We start from the raw sequence: 22,300 nt of genomic DNA, 5'->3' as shown, positions 1-22,300 counted from the left end.
GTATTTTCCAAATGTATAATATTTGATTTAATATTTTATATTACTTAAAATAGAAATCAATCAACTATTTTTTTGTTTCATAATTGTTCTAAATCAATTGGCTATTTGAAAACACAAAAATAAATAGGGGTAATGAACAGCTTCTTTGTTCTTTTTTTATTAATTTTTATTTTAAAAAAAACCATTCGCAACGCGAATGGTTTTTTTAAACAAACTAAACCAATTAATTGCTGTATTAAAAAGCGTATTTATTTTCGCTAATAATTTTTGCAGCAATTTTTTCACGAAGACCAATTACATTTGGCATATTCGTATATTTTGTAAAACGTTTTAAACCCATTAACATCATACGTTGTTCGTCGCCATCAGCAAAAGAAACAATTCCTTCTTTTCCTTTTTGGTTTACGATATCTACAGCATGATATAAGTATAATTTTGCCATAGCAATTTGTTCTTGAACTTTGTCTTCGCCTTCTTTTTTAGCTAATTTCTCTGTTCTAAGAATAGTACTTTCAGCCATATAGATTTCGATTAAGATGTCAGAAGCGGCCATTAATAATTGTTGGTGTGATTCTAATTCTGCTCCGTATTTTTGAACTGCAGCCCCAGCAACCATTAGGAATACTTTTTTCAATTTGGCAATCATTTCTTTTTCTTCAGCAAATAACTCTGTATAATCAGGAATATCGAAAGATGGAATTCCCATTAATTCTTCTGCCACAGCCATTGCTGGACCTAATAAATCAACGTGACCTTTCATTGCTTTTTTTACTAACATACCAACTGATAACATTCTGTTGATTTCGTTAGTTCCTTCGTAAATTCTCGCGATACGAGCATCTCTCCAAGCACTTTCCATTGGAGCATCTTCTGAGAATCCCATTCCACCAAAAATTTGAATTCCCTCATCTGTACACGCTTGAACGTCTTCAGAAACCGCTACTTTTAAGATTGAACATTCGATTGCGAATTCTTCAACTCCTTTTAATTCAGCATCTTGATGTGAGTTTCCTTCGTTTATTCTGATATTAATTCTGTTTTCAATATCTGATGCAGCTCTATAAGTTGCACTTTCACCAGCATAAGCATTCGTTGCCATTTCAGCAATTTTTGCTTGGATAGCTCCAAAACTTGAAATAGGTGTTTTAAACTGAACTCTTTCGTTAGCATAATTTACAGCTCCAGTAATGGTTCTACGTTGTGCTTCTAAACAAGCAGCTGCTAATTTAATACGGCCAACGTTTAAAGCATTCATCGCAATTTTAAAGCCTTCGCCACGACCTGCCAACATATTTTCTACTGGAACTTTAGTTTCGTTAAAGAAAACCTGACGAGTAGAAGAGGAGCGAATTCCTAATTTGTGCTCTTCGTCACCCATTGAAATTCCGTTTGAAGGATCATTTTCAACGATGAAACCGGTAATATTTTTATCGTCTTCAATACGAGCGAAAACAATCATTAAATTACAAAAACCAGCATTTGAAATCCACATTTTTCCACCAGTAATTTTATAATGTGTTCCATCGTCTGAAAGAACTGCTTTTGTTTTTCCAGAGTTTGCGTCAGAACCAGCTCCAGGTTCTGTTAAACAGTAAGCTCCAAACCATTCGCCAGAAGCTAATTTTGGTACATATTTTTGTTTTTGTTCTTCCGTTCCGTATAAAGTAATAGGCATAGTACCAATTCCTGTATGCGCTCCAAAAGCAGTTGAAAATGAACCAGTTGCTCCTGAAATATAATCACACACTAAAACAGTATTTACAAATCCCATTTCCATTCCGCCATAAGCTGCAGGAACTGCAACGCTTAAGTAACCTAATTCACCTGCTTTACGCATGATGTCTTCAGTTAATGCGTAATCTTTCTTTTCGAAGCGTTCTTTATATGGCCAAATCTCTTTGTCTACGAATTCGATAACCGAATCACGCATCATAACTTGTTCTTCGTTGAAGTCTTCTGGTGTGAAGATGTCTTCGCATTTTGTTTCTTTAACAAGGAATTGACCTCCTCTAATGATATCTGACATAATTAGCCCCCTATCCCCCAAAGGGGAACCTATTAGGGGTCAATAGGGTTTAAATTTTACAATATATTTTATTTATAGTATTTCAGTACAAAGTATAACCACAATCCATATTCCCTTTTTGGTGGTTAGGGGTTTTTACTTCAAAAATTCATAAATTCCTGCTGTTCCTTGTCCAGTTCCCACACACATAGAAACAATTCCATATTTACTTCCTCTTAATCGCATTTCGTCAAACAATTGAACAGAAAGTTTTGCACCTGTACATCCTAGTGGGTGGCCTAAAGCGATAGCTCCACCATTTACGTTTACGATATCAGGATTTAAGCCTAATTCTCTAACAACAGCTAACGATTGAGAAGCAAAAGCTTCGTTTAATTCAATTAAATCAATATCAGATTGTTTCAAACCTGCTTGTTTTAATGCTTTTGGAATTGCTTTTACCGGACCGATTCCCATGATTCTTGGTTCTACACCTGCAGAAGCAAAGTTTACTAATCGAGCAATAGGTTCAAGGTTTAATTCTTTTACCATTTCTTCGCTCATTACTAATACGAAAGCGGCTCCATCACTCATTTGAGATGAGTTTCCTGCAGTTACACTTCCGTCAGCAGCAAATACGGGTCTTAAACCTGCTAAAGCTGCAACAGAAGTTCCTGCTCTTGGACCTTCATCTTTATTTACTACATAAGAACGCGTTTCTTTTTTGCCGTTTTCGTTAATAAAAGTTTCTTCTATAGTAATAGGAACTATTTGTTTATCGAATTTACCTTCTGCTTGTGCTTTTAAAGCCTTCATGTGTGAATGATATGCAAACTCATCTTGATCTTCACGAGAAACGTTGAATTGTTTTGCAACCGCCTCAGCAGTTAATCCCATTCCCCAATAATAATCTTCGTGACCTGCAGCTGCAGCTTTATAATCTGGTGTTGGTTTGTAGCCTCCCATTGGAATATAACTCATACTTTCGGCACCACCTGCAATGATACAATCCGCCATTCCTGATTGAATTTTAGCTGTTGCCATTCCGATAGTTTCAATTCCTGACGCACAATATCTATTTACTGTTACACCTGGAACATCTTCAATTTTTAATCCCATTAATGAAATTAATCTACCAACGTTTAAACCTTGTTCTGCTTCAGGCATGGCATTTCCTACCATAACATCATCAATACGAGTTTTATCAAAATTAGGAAGCTCTTTCATCATGTGTTCGATGGTTTCTGCTGCTAATTCGTCAGGTCTTTTAAAGCGAAAAACTCCTTTTGGTGCTTTTCCAACTGCTGTTCTATATGCTTTTACTATGTATGCTGTTTTCATATTTATTTGTATTAAGATTGGAGTATTAAGTATTAAGACTTACCAATCGTTATATTAATTTTCTTTAAGAGATTTTTGAAAAGAAAAACTCATGTTACTAATTTCAACTAATTGATTTATGATTGGCTGAATTATTTCTTCACTAACTAAACTTAATCGTTTTGCTAATATTAATTGCGTTATGAGTTCAAATGTAGAGCCATTTGCAATTCCTAAAAATTGAATAAACTCTTTATTTGAATTTCTTCCAGAACCTTCTGCAATATTTGAAGGAATAGAAACGGCACATTTCTTAATTTGATGAATTAGATTGAATTTTTCATCAACAGGAAGTAAAAGTGAAACTTTGTAAACTTCAACAGCTACGTCCATTGCTTTTTGCCAAATCTTTAATTTTTCAAAATTATGCATAGGTCTTAATACTTAATTCTTATTACTTTATACTAATTTCTTAACGGTTTCCCTTTGGTTAACATGTACTGAATTCTTTCTAAAGATTTTCTTTCTCCAGTTAATGATAAAAATGCTTCTCTTTCTAAATCCAATAAATATTGTTCAGAAACTAAAGTTGCTTCTGATAAATCGCCACCAGCCATTACATAAGCTAGTTTGTTTGCAATTTTTTTATCGTGTTCAGAAATGTATTTACCCGCTTCCATTTGGTCCGTTCCAACTAAGAACATACCTAAAGCTTGTTTCCCTAATACTTTAATATCTTTTCTTCTCACAGGTTGGGTATACCCTTGTTCTGCCATTTGTAAAGCCACTTGTTTAGCGGTTGCAATTTGACGGTCTTTGTTTACTACTACGATATCTCTTCCTTTTTGTAAAACTCCGGTATCAAATCCTTCGTAAGCCGAAGTAGCTACTTTTGCCATACCAACAGTTAAGAAATATTCTTGTAAGACGTTTAATTCAACATCATTTTTACGGAATAAATCAGAAGCTCTCAAAGCCATTTCTTTAGATCCACCACCACCAGGAATTACTCCAACACCAAATTCTACTAATCCTATGTACGTTTCTGCAGCAGCAACCGCTCTATCAGCGTGCATAGTTAATTCGCAACCACCACCTAAAGTCATTCCGTGAGGAGCTGCAATAACTGGAATAGCTGAATAACGACAACGCATCATCGTGTCTTGGAACATTTTGATAGCCATGTTTAGTTCGTCATATTCTTGTTCGACTGCCATCATGAAAATCATTCCTAAATTAGCTCCAACAGAGAAATTTGCACCTTGATTTCCAATAACTAATCCATTGTACTCTTTTTCAGCAATGTCAATAGCTTTATTGATTCCTTGTAAAACACCAGCGCCAATAGAATTCATTTTAGATGTAAATTCTAAATTGATGATTCCATCACCTAAATCGGTAATGATTGCATCGCTGTTGTTCCATATTTTTTTGCTTTCGCGAATATTATTTAAGATAATAAAAGCATCTTGACCTGGAATTTTCTCTACTTTTTTATTAGCGATAGAGTAGAAGTGCGTTGCACCATCTTTAATTGAATAGAAAGAAGTGTTTCCTGAAGCTAACATATCGGTTACCCAAGAAGCAGGTTGATACCCTTTCGCTTTCATTAATTCAATTCCTTTTTCAACTCCTATGGCATCCCAAATTTCGAATGGACCATTTTCCCAACCAAATCCAGCTTTCATAGCATCGTCGATTTTGTAGAAAGCGTCTGTGATTTCAGGAATTCTGTTTGAACAATATTGGAACATAGAAGCGAAGTTTTTTCTATAGAAATCTCCTGCTTTGTCTTTTCCAGTCACTAAAACTTTGAATCTATCGATTGGTTTTTCAATCGTTTTGGTTAATTCTAAAGTAGCGAAAGAAGCTTTTTTATTCGCTCTGTATTCTAATGTATCTAAATCTAACGTTAGAATGTCTCTTCCTTCTTTTTTGTAGAAACCTTGTCCTGTTTTGCTTCCTAACCATTTGTTTTCCATCATTTTGTTTACAAATTCAGGAAGTTTGAATAATTCATGTGCTTCGTCGTTAGGACAATTTTCATAAATTCCATTAGCTACGTGAACTAAAGTATCTAAACCAACCACATCAACCGTTCTAAAAGTAGCTGATTTTGGACGACCAATAACAGGACCAGTTAATTTATCCACTTCTTCAACCGTTAATCCCATTTCTTTTACTTGATGAAATAAACTTTGAATTCCGAAGATTCCAATTCTATTTCCAATAAAAGCTGGAGTATCTTTAGCAACAACAGACGTTTTTCCTAAGAATTTTTCACCATAACCATTCAAGAAATCTAATACTTCATTAGATGTTTTTGGACCAGGAATGATTTCAAATAATTTTAAGTATCGTGCAGGATTAAAAAAGTGTGTTCCACAGAAATGTTGTTGAAAATCTTCGCTTCTTCCTTCGCTCATAAAGTGAATTGGAATTCCAGATGTATTTGATGTTACTAAAGTTCCTGGTTTTCTGTATTTTTCAACTTGTTCAAAAACCAACTTTTTAATATCAAGTCTTTCTACAACTACTTCAATAATCCAATCTGCAGTTGCAATTTTTGCCATATCGTCTGTAGTATTACCAGTAGAAATTCTGTTGGCAAAACTTTGATGATAAATAGGAGAGGGCTTCGATTTTAAAGCATTAGCTAAATGATCATTAACTAATCGGTTTCTAACAGCTTTACTTTCTAATGTCAATCCTTTTTTCTGTTCTGCATCGGTTAGTTCGTTTGGAGCAATGTCTAATAATAAGACTTCAACACCAATATTGGCAAAATGACAAGCAATGCCACTTCCCATAATTCCGGAACCAATAACAGCAACTTTTTTAATATTTCGTTTCATTGTATATAGGTTGATTATTTATCGTTATAGATTTTTTTATCAGCAATTAATTCGTTTATAATTTCAGCTACTTCCATAAAATGTTTTAATTTTTCTTCACTAATATGTTGTTTTACAGCTTCATTAAATCGTAATACGGTATCTTTAGATAGTTCTCTTTTTTCTTTTCCATCTTTAGTTAACTGAATAATTACACCACGTCCATCTGTTGGATTTTTTTTGCGAGTAATTAATCCTCGTTCTTCCATTGATTTTAATGTTCTGGTTAAACTAGTTGCTTCCATTCCCATTTTAGGGCCAAGTGTAGTAGAAGGAGATCCTTTATCTTTATCTATACTTAAAAGCGCAAATCCTGTAGCCATTGTTGCACTGTACTTTGATGCCTCTTCATTATACATTCTGGCAACAGCTTGCCAAGTTGCTCTAAGTATATAATCTATTGTTTTATCTTTCATAGAATTACTATCTAAACTTTTTCAAATATAAAAAAAAAATACTATGCATGCATAGTATTTTTTGTGTTTTTTATAAAATTTAACATTTTAATAAAATAAAGCCCACAATTTGTGGGCTTTATAATTTTTATCCATAAATTTTTTGATATAAAACAGCATATTTTTCTTTAATAATTTTACGTTTCAATTTCATGGTAGGAGTAAGATGTCCGTCTACAATTGACCAAACATCTGGTGTAAGTTCAAAACGTTTAACTTTTTCCCAATTACCAAATTTTTCGTTACAATGGTCAATTTCTTCTTGAATTCGGTTAATTACCATTTGGTTAGTACATAACTCTTCATTGGTAGCACCAACATTTAAATTGTGATGACGATGCGCCCATTCTCTAACAAATTCAAAATTTGGCTGAATAAATGCTGCTGGCATTTTTTCTCCGTCACCAATTACCATTATTTGTTCAATAAAACGCGACTGTTTGAAAGTATTTTCTAAAACTTGAGGAGCCACATATTTACCACCTGAAGTTTTGAACATTTCTTTTTTACGGTCGGTAATTTTTAAGAAACCATCAGCATCAATTTCACCAATATCACCTGTATGGAAATAACCGTCTTTTAAAACTTCGCTAGTTTGTGTTTCGTCTTTGTAATATCCAATCATTACGTTTGGACCTTTACACAAGATTTCACCGTCTTCTGCAATTTTAACTTCAACTCCGTCTAATACTTTACCAACTGAACCTACTCTAAAACCTCCATTTCTCATATCGTTTACAGAGATTACAGGAGAAGTTTCTGTTAATCCATAACCTTCCATAACAGGAATATTAGCAGCGCAGAAAACTTTTGTTAAGCGAGATTGTAATGCAGCACTTCCTGAAACTAGTAATTCTAATTCGCCACCTAAACCTTCTTGCCATTTTGAAAAAATTAATTTTCGGGCAATTTTAAGTTTAAATTCATAAAAAGCACCATTTTGTTTGTAAGGTTTGTATTCCATTCCTAAATTTAATGCCCAGAAGAAAAGTGCTTTTTTAATACCAGTTAAATCTGCTCCTTTAGCATAAATTTTATCGTATACTTTTTCTAATAAACGAGGAACTACTGACATAACGTGTGGTTTTACCTCTTTTAAGTTATCAGAAATCTTCTCAATACTTTCGGCGAAGTAAATAGAGATACCATAATATTGGTATAAGTACGTCAACATTCTTTCGAAGATATGACAAATAGGTAAGAAGCTCAAAGCTCTTGTACTTCCTGCTCTTAAAGGTACTCTTGGAGCACTCATTAAAACATCGGAAACAATGTTTTGATGACTAAGCATTACACCTTTTGGTCTTCCTGTAGTTCCAGAGGTATAAATGATTGTTGCTAAATCTGTTGTTAATACATTATTTTTTCGGTCTTCAACGACGTCTTGATTGTCAGTATTTGCACCTAATTCTAAAACTTCTTTCCAACTTTTACAACCTACAATATCATTATAACAATACACTTCTTTTAATAATGGTACATTAGATTTAATGCTTTGTAATTTCTCATAAACTTCAAGGTCAGAAACAAAAACGTATTGTGATTCTGAATGGTTTAAAATGTATTCGTAATCTTCGGCAGAAATTGTTGGATACATTGGAACGGTTTGAGCACCAGTTTGTAATACACCAATATCTGTAATATGCCATTCAGTTCTATTATTAGACGAAATGATTGCTATTTTATCATTTTTATTTACGCCTAATCGAAGTAGACCTCTTGAAATCGCATTGGCTTTGTCTAAATATTCTTGGGTAGAAGTTTTTACCCATTCATTTCCATATTTAGTTACTAGAGCATCTTTTAAATTATACTTTTCTAATTGGTAGTAAGGAAAGTCAAATAAGCGTGTGATATTGTTCATAATTCGCAATTATTATTTTATGCAAATTATAAAAATAAAATTAATAATACAATTTTTTATATAGTTGATAATCTTTAGATTATAATTTTAACAAAAACAAAATAGTATGCTTGCCTACTAATTTCTACATTATTTGTGAAAGTGTAATAAAAATTATTGAAACCATTGCTAAAAAGATACCAAAGTAGTTCCATTTTGTTATTTTTTCTTTAAAAATTAAAATCCCAGCAATACTACCTAAAATAATTACTCCCATATTCATACCAGCAAAAACAGTGGATGGATTTTCTGATAAAGCTCTGTGAGCTTTTAAGTAAAACAAAATATTTCCAAAATTTAAAATCCCTAAAGCCAATCCCCAAAGTATATTTTTGAATTCTATTTTTTCTTTTTGAACAAGTATCTTTCCAATTAGAAATAAAATCGAAAATAAAAAAGCCCCACAAAAAATGATGAACAACGAAGTTGTAAAACTAAATTCTTTAAAAACTGCTACTTTTTTAAATAAAATATCTATGATTCCAAATCCCAATAAAACCAATATTGGATAAACCCAATTATCTGATTTGTTTTCTGATTTTTTATTCAAGGTGAAAAAAATCGCTGAAAATCCGATTATAAATCCAATAATTTTAATTTGGCTAAACGTTTCATTAAATAGAAAGTAGGAAGCAATTAACGGAATAAATAATGATAAACGTTGTGCAATATCAGTTTTTACGATTCCTACTTCTTTAATAGATTTCGCTTGAATTAAAAATACAATAGGTAGTAAAATGGCTAAACCAATAAAAAGCGAATAAGGAATTGTTTTTTCTTGGAAAGTTAATTCGGGTTGGTAAGTTAAATAGGTGAGAAGTAAAGCTGAAAAATAATTAAACGTAATAATTTGAAATATATTCAATTGAAATCGTTTGGCTACTTTTAAAAATATCCCAACAGTTACACTACAAATTACACTTAGAATGACAAACCACATATTCTTTTATTTTGACACAATAGTACAAAAAAAGCACCTTAATTAAAAGATGCTTTTTTATAAAGTTTAGGTAAATTATTTCTTATTTTCAATCCATTTTCTAGCATTCACAAAAGCTTCTAACCAAGGTGAAACTTCGTCTTTTTGACCTCTTTCTGGATAATGTGCCCAGTTCCAAGGGAAAGTCGAACGCTCAATGTGTGGCATCATTACTAAATGTCTTCCAGTAGTATCACACATCATAGCAGTATTGAAATCAGAACCATTTGGATTTGCTGGATAACCTTCGTACGCATATTTTGCTACAATGTTATATTTCTCTTCCGAATATGGTAATTTGAATTTTCCTTCTCCGTGTGAAATCCAAACCCCTAAAGTAGTTCCTTCTAACGTTGATAACATCACCGAATTATTTTTCTGAACGGTTACCGAAGTAAAACCACTTTCGTGCTTGTTTGAAGTATTGTGATGCATTTTTCCGTGAACTTCATGTTCTGGATTGATCAATTCTAATTCCATTAACAACTGACAACCATTACAAATTCCAACCGAAAGTGTGTCTTCGCGTTTATAGAAGTTTTTCAGTGCCGTATTGGCTTTTTCGTTGTATAAAAATGCTCCAGCCCAACCTTTAGCCGAACCTAAAACATCTGAATTCGAGAATCCTCCAACAGCTCCAATGAATTGAATGTCTTCTAATGTTTCTCTTCCCGAAATTAAATCGGTCATGTGTACGTCTTTTACATCAAATCCTGCCAAGAACATAGCGTTTGCCATTTCACGTTCTGAATTACTTCCTTTTTCGCGAATAATAGCGGCTTTTGGCTTTTCGACTCCACTCGAAATCAATGGTAATTTACCAGTAAAATGCGATGGGAACGTGAATTGTAATTTTTGGTTTTTATAATTGTCAAAACGTTCCTGAGCCATTCCGTTTTTAGATTGTTTCGAATCTAATAAGAACGATGTTTTAAACCAAGTATCACGTAGGGAAACTACATCTAAATTTAATACTGAAGCTTCAGAAATAATTTCTAAATTTCCATTAGTTGTGACTGTACCTAAATTGAAAAATTCAACTTGTTTTTGGGTTAATTGTTTTTCAAATTCCTCATTATTAGCTGGTTGTACAACAACTCCAATATTTTCTGAAAACAATATTTTAACTAAATCTTTTTCTTCAAAGCAATCAAAATTTAACGTCATCCCAGTTTCCTCAAAGTGAGGAATTCCCCCTTCGGGGGTTAGGGGGCTAAAACACATTTCTAATAATGTAGTGATTAAACCACCGCTTCCAATGTCGTGTCCAGCTTTAATTTTTCTGTCTTTGATTAAATCTTGTAAAACGTTGAACGCTTTTTTGAAGAATTCCGAATTTTGAATTGTTGGAACATCATTTCCAATTTTATTTAATACTTGCGCGAATGAACTTCCACCTAATTTGAAACTATCTTGCGATAAGTTAATGTAGTAAATGTTTCCGCCATTTCTTTGTAAAACTGGTTCTACAACTTTAGTAATGTTCGAACAATTTCCAGCAGCTGAAATAATAACCGTTCCTGGTGCGATTACTTCGTCATTTGGATATTTTTGTTTCATCGAAAGCGAATCTTTTCCTGTTGGAATATTGATTCCCAATTCAATAGCAAAATCAGAACAACCTTGAACAGCTTCATATAAACGAGCGTCTTCGCCTTCATTTTTACAAGCCCACATCCAGTTAGCTGATAATGAAACCGATTTCATTCCTTCTTTTAAAGGTGCCCAAACTAAATTTGATAAAGCTTCACCAATCGCAGTTCTTGAACCCGCAACCGGATTTACTAAAGCCGAAATAGGTGAGTGCCCAATCGAAGTTGCAATTCCTTCTTTTCCTTTAAAATCCAATGCCATTACACCAACATTGTTCAAAGGCAATTGTAATGGACCCACGCATTGTTGTTTTGCTACACGTCCGCCTACACAACGGTCCACTTTATTGGTTAACCAATCTTTACAAGCTACTGCTTCTAATTGTAAAACTTGACTTAAATAGCTTGCTATATTTTCTTTTGAATATTCTAAATCTGAATAATTTGTTGCAACGGTTTTATCCGTCATGATTGTTTTTGGCGAACTTCCGAAGAAATCTTCTAAATCATAATCCATTGGTTTTTCACCCGTAGATTTTGATTCAAAGGTAAATCTATGGTCGTTTGTTACATCACCCACTTGATACATTGGAGAACGCTCTCTGTCAGCAATTCTTTGTAAAGTTTCGATGTCTTTTTCACCAATCACTAATCCCATTCTTTCTTGCGATTCGTTTCCGATGATTTCTTTAGCCGAAAGCGTTGGGTCACCAACCGGTAATTTGTCTAAATCGATTAATCCACCAGTTTCTTCTACTAATTCCGATAAACAATTCAAATGTCCACCAGCACCATGATCATGAATTGAAACGATTGGATTGTTATCGCTTTCAACCAAACCACGAATAGCGTTGGCAGCACGTTTTTGCATTTCTGGATTAGAACGTTGGATAGCATTTAATTCAATTCCTGAACCAAAAGCACCAGTATCTGCAGAAGAAACTGCAGCACCACCCATTCCAATTCTATAATTTTCTCCACCTAAAATAACGATTTTATCGCCAGCCGTAGGTTTCTTTTTAATGGCTTGATCTAATTTCCCGTAACCAATTCCACCTGCTTGCATGATCACTTTATCGTAACCTAACTTTCTACTTGTCCCACTGAGCTTGTCGAAGTGTTCGTGCTCGAACGTTAAAATAGAACCCGTGATTAAAGGTTGTCCAAATTTATTTCCAAAATCAGAAGCTCCGTTTGATGCTTTAATCAAAATATCCATTGGCGTTTGGTATAACCAAGGTCTTTCAGCCATTCCGTTTTCCCATGGACGTTCATCATTAAGGCGAGAATAAGAAGTCATATAAACCGCTGTTCCTGCTAATGGTAACGAACCTTGTCCTCCTGCTAAACGGTCACGAATTTCACCACCAGAACCCGTTGCAGCTCCATTGAATGGTTCCACTGTTGTTGGGAAGTTATGTGTTTCTGCTTTTAATGAAAGAACTGATTCAAATTCTTTTTCTTCATAAAAATCAGGTTTATCTGCCCTTTTAGGAGCAAATTGGGTTACTTTCGGACCTTTTACAAAAGCTACGTTATCTTTATAAGCCGAAACTATATCGTTTGGATTGGTTTCCGATGTTTTTTTAATTAATTTGAATAAAGAAGTTGGTTTTTCTTCGCCATCAATCACAAAAGTTCCGTTGAAAATTTTGTGACGGCAGTGTTCTGAATTCGCTTGTGAGAAAGCAAAAATCTCAGAATCCGTTAATTTTCTTCCTAATTTTGTAGAAAGGTTATTCAAATAGTCCACTTCTTCAGGACTTAATGCTAAACCTTCTGACTTGTTATATCCGTCAATATCTTCGATATCCAAAATAGGTTCTGGCTTGATATTAATAGTATAAATGTCTTGATTTAATTCGGTATACTTTTGCGAAAGCATTGGGTCGAAATCATTAAAATCGGCAGCTACTTTTTCAAATTCCTCAATACGAATGATGCCCGAAATTCCCATGTTTTGAGTAATTTCTACTGCATTGGTACTCCAAGGTGTAACCATAGCGGCACGTGGTCCAACAAAAAAATCCGACAATACGGATTTTTCTATTTTATGTGCGTTGCCAAAAAGCCAATTTAATTTGTTGATGTCTTCTGTCGATAGTTCGTTTTGCGTTTGAACTGCAAAAACCGTGTTGGATTGGTTTCCGAAGAAATGAATCATTTTAGTTGTGTTTTTAGAGACAAGTCATGACTTGTCTGTACGTTTTGTGTTGTTGTTTGAAAGTGCAAATTTATTCTAAAAAGTTAGAAGTTCAAAGTTTTAAGAGTGTATAAAAACAAAAAAAGCTGTTCTTTTTTGAACAGCTTAATATTTATTTGTTGATAACTACATTTTACGTTTCGAAACTACTTGCATCGACTTGAATTCTTTGCCATCTTCAGAAACATCAAACATTTCCATTTTTTGGTTGTTATCGTCAATGTAGGTAATAACTTCTTTTATTTTTTTAGCTTTTTTGGTTACTGGATCTACCATTTCGCCATAAAATGTAGATGTTTTTGTAGCTTCATCATATTTTCCTTTGGTTACCATCATTCCAGTTCCCATATTGTCAATCCAAGTGGATACAAATTCTTCGGTTGCATTATCATAGGCAACCATTCCTCTTCCTTCAAATGGCATTCCGAACATATCACCAGAATATGTTCCTTCTTGATATCTTCCGCCCATAATCATTTTATAGGTTACAGTAGCAGTTGATTTCATTTCCTGTGGATTATCAGGTGACCAAAAAGTTAGTTCGGCATCCCAAGTTCCTGTATCTTTAGCTAACATTTCATGCCCTTTTGATGGAGTAGCATAGTCTGTCCAAGCTTTAGCAACGGTCGCAGAATCGGGTTTAGCTTCCGCTGTAATTTCTTCTTTCGAGGTGTTTTCTTCTGGTTTTTGTGCTTCTTCTTTTTTACAAGAAACGAATGTTAAACCAATAATTAAAAGAGATAAAGAGAGATTTTTCATAATTGTATAGTTTAATTGATTAGTCAAAAGTTGTCCAATTGTAAGCACCAATATCTGATGGATTAGTTCTGGATTGATTTAAAATATCATTAAAATTAGAGTAGGAATTGTTTGCAGTTCCTTTAGCTGCCGAATCTTCTCCAATGATTAAATCATTATTTTGGGGATCTCTAAAAAAAGGCTTGTTAATAGTTGTATTGGTTGCAATTAAGCAGTTTGCATATCTAGGGTTAACAGAAAATTGATATAAAGTATTATTTACAAACTGATTACTATAATCGGCAAACTTAATAAGGCAATGATCAAAATCATAATTAAAAGTTGTCCCTTTTTTTATTAACGAAAGACTAAAATTTGAAGAACCATAAATGATACAATTTTTAAAATCGGCTTTTACTAATGGTTCTATTAAATCACCTGTTTCGGTTCTAATGTAATCATCTAATGTAATACAAGTTTGGGTAGAACTTGTCCAATAATTTGCAAAGGTACAATGCGTAAATTCATAACTTCCTCCATAACTTCCTGAAAAAGAAGCTTGACCGCAATTATTTATCACTACATTTCTTCCTGCAATATTACCTGTACGTGCTAAAATTCCAACATTTGCAGAATTATAAATTTGAGTGTTATCTAAATTTAATGTTGGAGTAGATGTGCCATCGTTTCCTGAAACTAGAAAACCAACAGTAGCATTTTTTATCGTTAAATTTTTTATTTGATTGTCTGTACTTCCTTGTGTAAGCCAAATGGTTCCCCATTGTCCAGGAACATCAGAAAAATCAGGCTCTAAACGGTCGCCTTCAAAAATTACTTCATTTTCTAATGCATCGGTAGTTGAATTGTCTCCTTCTATATGAAGAGAAGCATTATTAGCTACTATTAAACCCGATTCTGCATGAAAATGAACTCTTGCACCAGCATCAACAACAAGTGTTTTGTTTGAAGGTACTGCAGCATAACCATAAATGACATAAGGTTTTGTGTTGGTCCAATGCAATTCGTTTCCATTAGTTGCATCTGCTTCATCTAAGAAAAAACCGTAAATTTCATCATCTCCAATAGGTAAAGTTTCGGTTGTTCCATCGCCAAAACGTTGCGGGTATAAGAAAACAGCATCTTGAATTAAAGTTACCAATTCTACTTTTTGTTGATTCATTCCGTCTCCAAATAAAATTTGATCGGTATATAAAAAATCAGTTGGATTTGCATCTGCTACATCGGCTGTAACCGATATAAAAATATACATACTATCTTTCGCAAGCATTTCTACATTTTCAAATTCTTGCCCAGCCATTCCATCTACCATTAATCGGTACTTTGAATTTACTCCATTCGCTAATCGTAGTGTTGGTATAGCTATATTTTTATCGCTTTTATTGTACACTTTTAAAGTATAAGTACTAGAACCTATGTTTGTAAAGACAGTATCTAAATAGACCGTGTCTTTTGAAAAACGCAAACTTCCTGTGTTAGATTCAAAATCTAAATCATTTCTACAAGATGTTATTGAAACAGCAATTCCTATTAATAATAAAAGTAATAAACGACGCATGTATATAGTAATTTTTGTAAATGTAATTATTAATTTAAATTTTTGAAAATAAACTTTTCGTTTTAACCACAGAGAAACATAGATAACCTTTTTAACTGAGTTCATTTTAGTTCAAATATTGAATTACATAGCGCTATGTTTCCTAATGTAAAGTTTGAACGCCTTTAAATTCAATTTTAGGACTATGTTTCTATGTGGTAATTATTTTGTTCTAGTCAATTTTAGTTACGTACAAATATTTATAAAACGTTAAATAACATAAAATATTCTATTCGGAATGCTTAATTTTACAAAAAATAAAATAATGATGTTTGATAGAGAAAAAATGCTACAGTTGTGTAATGATTGGAGCAAAAATACTTTAATGAATACTTTAGATATTGTATATACAGATGCAGGAGAAGATTTTTTAACTGCTACAATGCCTGTAAATCCTCGAGTACATCAACCTATGGGATTATTGCACGGAGGAGCAACAGTAGCATTAGCAGAAAGTGTAGGAAGTGCTGCTTCATTAATGTTTGTAAATCCAGAAAAACAAGAAGTTCGAGGTATTGAAATTTCGGCCAATCATTTGAAAAGTAAGCGTGAAGGAATGGTTACAGCTACAGCAAAAATCATTCATAAAGGAGCAAGCATTCATTTGTGGGAAATACGAATTGTAGATGAACAAGGAAAGTTAATTTCATTATGTAAATTAACGAATATGGTCTTATCTAGAAGACAATAATGAAAGTTTTTGAAGAAATAACACAGCTTATAGCAAATAAAAATCCGTTTGTTTGTTATGTAAAACCAAATGAAACCATTTGGAATTTACTTGTACAAGAAACCGATGAAATTGTTACTTTTTCCGATCAATCTGGATTTGTATTTATGCCTTTTAATGATGGGATTAAAATAGTAATTCCGTTTGAAGGAAACCTTTTTTTAAAAGGGAATCTTGAAAATTTTGAAAAGAAACCAGCTGAAAAATTCACTTCAGAAAGAAATCAAAAAGAATCCTTTGAAAGTTTAGTTACCAAAGGAGTTTCGGCTATTCATCAGGGTGAATTTGATAAAGTGGTTTTATCTCGAAAAATTGTTTTAGAGCAAAAAATTGCCATTCTAGAAACATTTCAAAACCTTATAGTTTCGTATGATAATGCTTTTCGTTATTTATTTTATCATCCAGAAATAGGTTTATGGATGGGAGCAACGCCTGAGCAATTGGTTAAAATAAATGCTAATCAGTTTGAAACAGTGGCTTTAGCAGGAACACAATTGTATTCAGAAAATGTTTTATGGGAAACTAAAGAAATTGAAGAACAACAATTTGTAACCGATTATATTGTATCTAAAGTAACTAATAAAGTATACCAACTTACTGTTTCTGAACCTAAAACAGTCAAAGCAGCAGATTTAGCACATTTAAAATCAATAATAGCTGCAAATCTAACATCGGAATTTAACGCAAATGATTTGATTAATGCCTTGCATCCAACTCCTGCAGTTTGTGGTTTGCCTAAAGAACGAACAATTGATTTTATTCTAAAAAATGAAGATTATTATAGAAAATATTATGCTGGATTTTTAGGTGAGTATAAAAAAGACAATGAAACCGATTTATTTGTAAATTTACGCTGCTTAGAAGTAGATAAAAATACTGTGAATATTTACGTAGGTTGTGGTATTACTAAAGATAGCAATCCGGAAAAAGAATTTATTGAAACAGAAAATAAGTCCATGACAATGCGAAATGTTTTAGTTTCAAAATAAAAATAAAACACATAGGCACATAGAAAAATTTGAAAGGCATTGTATTTTAAATAGTTCTCATAGAAATGATCTGTAAACTATGTTAAGTGAAACGTCCGAAGCTTCGGACTAAAAATGAACACAAAGAAAATCTATGGTTCTACGTGTTTAAAAAAAAAAAAAAAAGTTTAAAAATGAAATTAGACATATTAGCTTTTGGAGCGCATCCAGATGATGTAGAATTAGGTTGTAGTGGCACAATTGCCAAAGAAGTTAGCCTTGGTAAGAAAGTTGGGATTATTGATTTAACTCGTGGTGAATTGGGTACGCGCGGTTCGGTTGAAATTCGAAATTCAGAATCAGCCAAAGCTTCTGAAATTTTAGGAGTAACCGTACGTGAAAATTTAGATATGCGTGATGGTTTTTTTCTAAATGATGAAGCACATCAATTAAAGATAATTGAAATGATTCGTAAATACCAACCCGAAATGGTTTTGTGTAATGCAATATCAGATCGTCACATTGACCACGGGAAGGGAAGTAAATTAGTAAGTGATGCTTGTTTTTTGTCGGGATTAGTTAAAATTGAAACCGAATTGAATGGAGAAAAACAACAAGCTTGGCGACCAAAAGTGGTGTATCATTATATTCAATGGCAAAATATTGAACCAGATTTCGTAGTTGACATTTCTCAATTTATTGATAAAAAAATGGAATCGGTGTTGGCTTATAGTTCTCAATTTTATGATCCAAATTCAAAAGAACCAGTTTCTCCAATCACTTCAAAAAACTTTTTAGATAGTGTAAAATATCGTGCTCAAGACCTTGGTAGACTAGTTGGAGTAGAGTATGCAGAAGGTTTTACAACAGAGAGATATTTGGCTGTCAATAGCTTAGGTGATTTAAAGTAAATTTGTAGTAAAAAAGTATAAAAAATCTTTGCAAGATTAAAGGAAACCACTATATTTGCACTCGCAAATGAAGCTATGCGGATTAGGTAAATACCAAATACAACAGATTCTTTGCTAAATAAAACAAATGGTGATTGTAGCTCAGTTGGTTAGAGCGTCGGATTGTGGTTCCGAAGGTCGCGGGTTCGAGACCCGTCTTTCACCCTTTAAATTAGAAAGCTTCGAGGAAACTCGAAGCTTTTTTTATTACTCTTATTTTAAATCTCAATTTTTTACTATAAAGTATATAAATAGTAAAAGCCTTGAATTTCTTCAAGGCTTTACTATATATTGTTTAATAAACTTAATTAATTTACAATTACTTTTTTGGTAGCTACTGCATTTTCAGAAGCCATTTGAACTAAATAAAAACCATTAGGTAAATTACTTACTTTATATGAATTGTTAACGCGAGTAGGGTTTTTAATTTCTTGAATAATTTGCCCGTTGATATTGTATAAAACAATTGAATTTAGTTCTTTTACAGATGAAATAGTAATCTCGTTATTAATAGCAGGATTTGGATGTATAGAAATTGTGTTTTCTAAAGTAAATGAATCATTTTCTAAGAAACTATTCCAAATAGTACCTACATATTCTGGATGGTCAATATATGGATTTCTGTTACTTTGGTGATTATAATATATATCGTTATTAATAGCAATTTCTTTAGCGCTCACAGGATCATTAATATGCCATTGAACTAAAATATCTAAGAATGGGTTTGCAAATACTCTTCCTGTTGATCCATCAAACATATTTTTAGCTTGACATGTAGCCGCATTTGCAGCGTTGTAGAAATTTGTCATATCACTTTCGTAGCGAGTGGCAAAGTAGAAAAAAGCTCTGGCAACATCACCTTTGAATTCATCAATAGGCTCAAAAACAACACCAGAGTAGCCTAAGGCATATCCTGAATTTAATCCATTTCCTCTTTTTGAACCATTCTGTGAAGTGTATGTTGCAGTACCAACTTCACCAAAAGGTAAATTATTTCTATCTCCATTAACTTTTCCGTCAGAAGGAACCACAAAAAACGGATCGTTTTTCATAGGATTCGTAGCATATCCATCAAAATAGGATTGTGGAATTAAATGCTCTCTATTGTAACAGTCACCTTCACTGGAATATGTACCACACTGTTGAGAAGTGTTTGCATAAATATATGGATCTGCTCCAGAAGGATTTTCAGAATATATATCTAATAAACTACCATCATTTTCATAGTAATTATCTCTAAATGCAGTATGGGTATAAAGTGTCCAAAGGGCTGGATATCCTTGATCTGAATGTAAATGCTCTGATGGAATTCCATCACTTACATTATCTATTATTTTTTTTAGATTCGTTTTTAATGTTAATCCTGTTCCAGTGGCAGTAGTGTAATAGTCAGCAGGTATTTGTGCAAAGCCAATTAATGAACATAATAAAAACGTTAGTAGGTATTGTTTTTTCATATTTTATTTATTTAATTTTTCTTTCTAATAATGCCATGTAAAATCCGTCAAAGCCACTTTCATGCGCTAAAACTTTTTTATCTTGAACAAATGTAAACTCTTTTCCAATTTCAGTGCTTAAGAAATGCTTAATTTGTTCTTGATTTTCTGAAGGCAATACGGAACAAGTAGCATATACAAGTTTTCCGCCTGGTTTTACAATTTTTGAATAATTTTCTAAAACTTCAGCCTGAATTTTTTTGATGTTTTCAATAAATTCGGGTTGTAGTTTCCATTTACTGTCTGGATTTCTTTTTAATACACCTAAACCACTACAAGGAGCATCAATTAAAACTCTATCTGCTTTTTCGTGTAATTTTTTTATAGTTTTAGTACTTTCTATAACTCGTGGTTCAATGTTGAAAGCACCATTTCTTTTAGCACGAATTTTTAATTGCTTTAATTTACTTTCATATAAATCCATTGCAATTAATTGCCCTTTATTTTCCATTAATGAAGCTAAGTGTAAGGTTTTTCCACCTGCACCTGCACAAGTATCAACAACTCGCATTCCTGGTTGAACATCTAAGAAATAGGCTACCAATTGAGATGATGCATCTTGAACTTCAAAAAGACCATCTTTAAAAGCATCTGTTAAAAAAACATTGGCTCTTTCTGTTAAAATTAAAGCATCTGGATATTCTTTATGAAACTCAGTAACAATATCTAAATCCATTAAGATTGCTCTTAATTTTTCTTTAGTAGTTTTAAGTCTATTAACTCTTAAAATAACTTTAGCTTGTTCGTTTTGAGCAGCCAGTTCTTTTGTCCAAATTTCCTCCCCTAATTCTTTAACTCCCAATTCATCCATCCAATCTGGAATAGATTCTTTGAATTTTCTAGTTTTAGTTAATTCGTCAAACTTTCCTTTAATTCTTCTAACTGGAGTTTCTTCAAAATATTTCCAATCGGGTAGAGTATAACCTCTTAAAACTGCCCAAACGGCAAAAATTCTCCAAATATTATCTCTGTCAAAAGGTTCTTTTACTTCAGCAATTTCAACGTATAAACGTTTCCAACGAACTATTTCGTAAATTGTTTCTGCAACAAACTTTCTATCATGACTTCCCCAACGTTTGTCTTTTTTTAAAGCTCTTGCAACCACTTTATCGGCATATTCACCTTCATTAAAAATTGCCATTAGCGAATCAATGGTAGTAAATACTAAATTTCTATGTAATCTCATTTTAAATTTTAAATCATCCCGAGAATTCGGGACGCAAATATACGAATTAAAATAAAAAAAGCTGCCAAATTTGGCAGCTTTATCATTTATCCTCTTCCAGATGTTCTTGAATTCGAATTTCTTGAACTTGATGAACTTCTTGAAGGACTACTCTGAGCATTTGAACTTCTTCCTGATGTACTTCCTCTAGTTTCAGAATTATTTCTAGTACTACTGTTAGAAACACTGCTTCTTTCTCTTGATGGATTGTTTATATTTTCGGTGTAAACTCTTGTATTACTTCCTCTAGTACTAGTATTTCTATTTTCAGTAGTTACTCTAGGTGTTGTATTAACTCTAGTAGAAGTAGCCGTTCTAGTTTCATTATTTCTAGGAGTTCTAGTTTCTGTTCTTGTTCCACTATTTCCTCTTGTACTACTTGTAGAAGTTCTGGTATTATTAGTAGCCATTTCACTTCTACTTCTAGGTGTTCTAACGGTTCTATTATTGTCTAATTCCTGACGATTGCTGTATCCTGAATTTCTGTGAGCGAATGAACGATTAGGATGCATTCTTTCATAACCATTTCCTCGTCTTCCATAATAGGAAGCATAAGCAGTTTGGCATCTTCTATTGGTTACATAATGATAAGAATGACCAAAATTAATATGAACATGAATATGATTTCTGTATCTAAAAATTGGAAATGGGTTCCAGTAAGAGTAGTAGCTTGGGTAAAAATTCCAATACCAAGATGAGTAATACGGACGATAATTTCTAACCCAAAATGTATTGTATATTATAGGTGTATGAACATAAACAGGTTCGTAAATATAATTGTTTCCATACATATATACATCTCCCACTACCTGAACTTGAACTCGGTTATTGCTATCGCGTTCTACTTCAATTGTAGCAACATCCTGATAAACATCTTTATCTAAAACGGCTTGTACAATTACTAAATGTGCATTTCCTTCAATAGATTCAATAACTCTTAAATAATCAACGTAGTTATCATTATTTAAATCTAAGTTTGAAATTTGTGTCTTAGGATCGTTTAATCTTCTTTCAAAGTCTTCTAAGTCAGAAGCATCACCAAAAACTGTAGCTACCGCTCTTAAATCTAAGTTTTCACTAATATCTGAGTTTTGAGCCGTTACCGTTGTTTTGTCTTGTGCGAAAAGCGTGCTTATTGAAAATGTAGCCATAACGCTTAATGTTAGTAATTTCGTTTTCATAATATATCGTATTAGATTAAACATTTATGTGTTGTAATGTTATAAC

16 protein-coding genes and 1 tRNA gene are annotated in these 22,300 nt (G+C 32.8%); 4 read left to right on the top strand and 13 right to left on the bottom strand.

Annotation, left to right across the window (positions count from 1 at the left end):
* Positions 1–235 precede the first annotated feature (235 nt).
* The 10 genes from GFJ99_RS06850 to GFJ99_RS06805 form a co-directional block, all read right to left on the bottom strand.
* Complete coding sequence (locus tag GFJ99_RS06850) at positions 236–2,026, bottom strand: acyl-CoA dehydrogenase family protein (protein ID WP_153208098.1); 1,791 nt, start codon at positions 2,024–2,026, stop codon at positions 236–238.
* A 135-nt stretch (positions 2,027–2,161) separates the two neighbouring features.
* Entirely contained in the window at positions 2,162–3,346 is a 1,185-nt protein-coding gene (locus GFJ99_RS06845; RefSeq protein ID WP_153208097.1) for an acetyl-CoA C-acyltransferase, read from the bottom strand.
* 54 nt (positions 3,347–3,400) lie between these two features.
* A complete protein-coding gene (locus tag GFJ99_RS06840; RefSeq protein ID WP_153208096.1) occupies positions 3,401–3,757 on the bottom strand; it encodes a four helix bundle protein in 357 nt (118 codons plus the stop codon).
* Positions 3,758–3,789: 32 nt separating this feature from the next.
* A complete protein-coding gene (locus GFJ99_RS06835; RefSeq protein ID WP_153208095.1) occupies positions 3,790–6,180 on the bottom strand; it encodes a 3-hydroxyacyl-CoA dehydrogenase/enoyl-CoA hydratase family protein in 2,391 nt (796 codons plus the stop codon).
* A gap of 14 nt (positions 6,181–6,194) precedes the next feature.
* Positions 6,195–6,635, bottom strand: a complete 441-nt coding sequence (locus tag GFJ99_RS06830; protein WP_153208094.1) for a MarR family winged helix-turn-helix transcriptional regulator — start codon at positions 6,633–6,635, stop codon at positions 6,195–6,197.
* A gap of 127 nt (positions 6,636–6,762) precedes the next feature.
* Positions 6,763–8,538 carry a long-chain fatty acid--CoA ligase gene (locus tag GFJ99_RS06825; RefSeq protein ID WP_153208093.1) on the bottom strand — a complete coding sequence of 592 codons (1,776 nt, stop codon included), beginning with the start codon at positions 8,536–8,538 and terminating at the stop codon, positions 6,763–6,765.
* A 124-nt stretch (positions 8,539–8,662) separates the two neighbouring features.
* Complete coding sequence (locus GFJ99_RS06820; RefSeq protein ID WP_153208092.1) at positions 8,663–9,517, bottom strand: DMT family transporter; 855 nt, start codon at positions 9,515–9,517, stop codon at positions 8,663–8,665.
* Between the two features lie 75 nt (positions 9,518–9,592).
* Positions 9,593–13,312, bottom strand: a complete 3,720-nt coding sequence (gene purL / locus GFJ99_RS06815) for a phosphoribosylformylglycinamidine synthase (RefSeq protein ID WP_153208091.1) — start codon at positions 13,310–13,312, stop codon at positions 9,593–9,595.
* 165 nt (positions 13,313–13,477) lie between these two features.
* Entirely contained in the window at positions 13,478–14,110 is a 633-nt protein-coding gene (locus tag GFJ99_RS06810; RefSeq protein WP_040471000.1) for a DUF1579 domain-containing protein, read from the bottom strand.
* 19 nt (positions 14,111–14,129) lie between these two features.
* Positions 14,130–15,665, bottom strand: a complete 1,536-nt coding sequence (locus tag GFJ99_RS06805; RefSeq protein WP_008257801.1) for a hypothetical protein — start codon at positions 15,663–15,665, stop codon at positions 14,130–14,132.
* Positions 15,666–15,969: 304 nt separating this feature from the next.
* On the opposite strand from GFJ99_RS06805, the gene GFJ99_RS06800 reads away from it, so the two are divergent.
* The 4 genes from GFJ99_RS06800 (at position 15,970) to GFJ99_RS06785 (ending at position 18,518) form a co-directional block, all read left to right on the top strand.
* On the top strand, positions 15,970–16,395 hold the full coding sequence (locus GFJ99_RS06800; RefSeq protein ID WP_040471031.1) for a hotdog fold thioesterase: 426 nt from the start codon (positions 15,970–15,972) through the stop codon (positions 16,393–16,395).
* A complete protein-coding gene (locus GFJ99_RS06795) occupies positions 16,395–17,423 on the top strand; it encodes an isochorismate synthase (protein WP_153208090.1) in 1,029 nt (342 codons plus the stop codon). The genes GFJ99_RS06800 and GFJ99_RS06795 overlap by 1 nt, the downstream gene beginning before the upstream one ends.
* A 173-nt stretch (positions 17,424–17,596) precedes the next feature.
* Positions 17,597–18,313 carry a bacillithiol biosynthesis deacetylase BshB1 gene (gene bshB1 / locus GFJ99_RS06790; RefSeq protein WP_153208089.1) on the top strand — a complete coding sequence of 239 codons (717 nt, stop codon included), beginning with the start codon at positions 17,597–17,599 and terminating at the stop codon, positions 18,311–18,313.
* A gap of 129 nt (positions 18,314–18,442) precedes the next feature.
* Positions 18,443–18,518 (top strand) — tRNA-His (locus GFJ99_RS06785).
* A 142-nt stretch (positions 18,519–18,660) separates the two neighbouring features.
* Here the strand turns inward: GFJ99_RS06785 and GFJ99_RS06780 are convergent.
* The 3 genes from GFJ99_RS06780 to GFJ99_RS06770 all read right to left on the bottom strand — a co-directional run bounded on the left by GFJ99_RS06780 (position 18,661) and on the right by GFJ99_RS06770 (position 22,254).
* The gene (locus GFJ99_RS06780) at positions 18,661–19,809 is read right to left on the bottom strand and encodes an endonuclease (protein ID WP_153208088.1); all 1,149 of its coding nucleotides are present in this window, start codon (positions 19,807–19,809) and stop codon (positions 18,661–18,663) included.
* A 7-nt stretch (positions 19,810–19,816) separates the two neighbouring features.
* Positions 19,817–21,034: an RsmB/NOP family class I SAM-dependent RNA methyltransferase gene (locus GFJ99_RS06775; protein WP_153208087.1), complete on the bottom strand. Its 1,218-nt coding sequence runs from the start codon at positions 21,032–21,034 to the stop codon at positions 19,817–19,819.
* Positions 21,035–21,120: 86 nt separating this feature from the next.
* Positions 21,121–22,254 (bottom strand): hypothetical protein, encoded by a 1,134-nt coding sequence (locus tag GFJ99_RS06770; RefSeq protein WP_153208086.1) that lies wholly within the window; start codon positions 22,252–22,254, stop codon positions 21,121–21,123.
* Positions 22,255–22,300 lie beyond the last annotated feature (46 nt).

It is taken from the genome of Flavobacterium sp. LMO6, assembly GCF_009495795.1.
Lineage (GTDB): Bacteria > Bacteroidota > Bacteroidia > Flavobacteriales > Flavobacteriaceae > Flavobacterium.
This window is presented reverse-complemented; position numbering and strand designations above follow the sequence as displayed.

What these genes read in the sequence shown, in the direction of transcription:
- purL (WP_153208091.1), bottom strand. Translation starts at nt 13,312, where the DNA reads ATGATTCATTTCTTCGGAAACCAATCCAACACGGTTTTTGCAGTTCAA.
- GFJ99_RS06825 (WP_153208093.1), bottom strand. Translation starts at nt 8,538, where the DNA reads ATGAACAATATCACACGCTTATTTGACTTTCCTTACTACCAATTAGAA.
- GFJ99_RS06830 (WP_153208094.1), bottom strand. Translation starts at nt 6,635, where the DNA reads ATGAAAGATAAAACAATAGATTATATACTTAGAGCAACTTGGCAAGCT.
- GFJ99_RS06835 (WP_153208095.1), bottom strand. Translation starts at nt 6,180, where the DNA reads ATGAAACGAAATATTAAAAAAGTTGCTGTTATTGGTTCCGGAATTATG.
- GFJ99_RS06850 (WP_153208098.1), bottom strand. Translation starts at nt 2,026, where the DNA reads ATGTCAGATATCATTAGAGGAGGTCAATTCCTTGTTAAAGAAACAAAA.
- GFJ99_RS06820 (WP_153208092.1), bottom strand. Translation starts at nt 9,517, where the DNA reads ATGTGGTTTGTCATTCTAAGTGTAATTTGTAGTGTAACTGTTGGGATA.
- GFJ99_RS06795 (WP_153208090.1), top strand. Translation starts at nt 16,395, where the DNA reads ATGAAAGTTTTTGAAGAAATAACACAGCTTATAGCAAATAAAAATCCG.
- GFJ99_RS06780 (WP_153208088.1), bottom strand. Translation starts at nt 19,809, where the DNA reads ATGAAAAAACAATACCTACTAACGTTTTTATTATGTTCATTAATTGGC.
- GFJ99_RS06775 (WP_153208087.1), bottom strand. Translation starts at nt 21,034, where the DNA reads ATGAGATTACATAGAAATTTAGTATTTACTACCATTGATTCGCTAATG.
- GFJ99_RS06845 (WP_153208097.1), bottom strand. Translation starts at nt 3,346, where the DNA reads ATGAAAACAGCATACATAGTAAAAGCATATAGAACAGCAGTTGGAAAA.
- GFJ99_RS06800 (WP_040471031.1), top strand. Translation starts at nt 15,970, where the DNA reads ATGATGTTTGATAGAGAAAAAATGCTACAGTTGTGTAATGATTGGAGC.
- GFJ99_RS06805 (WP_008257801.1), bottom strand. Translation starts at nt 15,665, where the DNA reads ATGCGTCGTTTATTACTTTTATTATTAATAGGAATTGCTGTTTCAATA.
- GFJ99_RS06770 (WP_153208086.1), bottom strand. Translation starts at nt 22,254, where the DNA reads ATGAAAACGAAATTACTAACATTAAGCGTTATGGCTACATTTTCAATA.
- GFJ99_RS06810 (WP_040471000.1), bottom strand. Translation starts at nt 14,110, where the DNA reads ATGAAAAATCTCTCTTTATCTCTTTTAATTATTGGTTTAACATTCGTT.
- GFJ99_RS06840 (WP_153208096.1), bottom strand. Translation starts at nt 3,757, where the DNA reads ATGCATAATTTTGAAAAATTAAAGATTTGGCAAAAAGCAATGGACGTA.
- bshB1 (WP_153208089.1), top strand. Translation starts at nt 17,597, where the DNA reads ATGAAATTAGACATATTAGCTTTTGGAGCGCATCCAGATGATGTAGAA.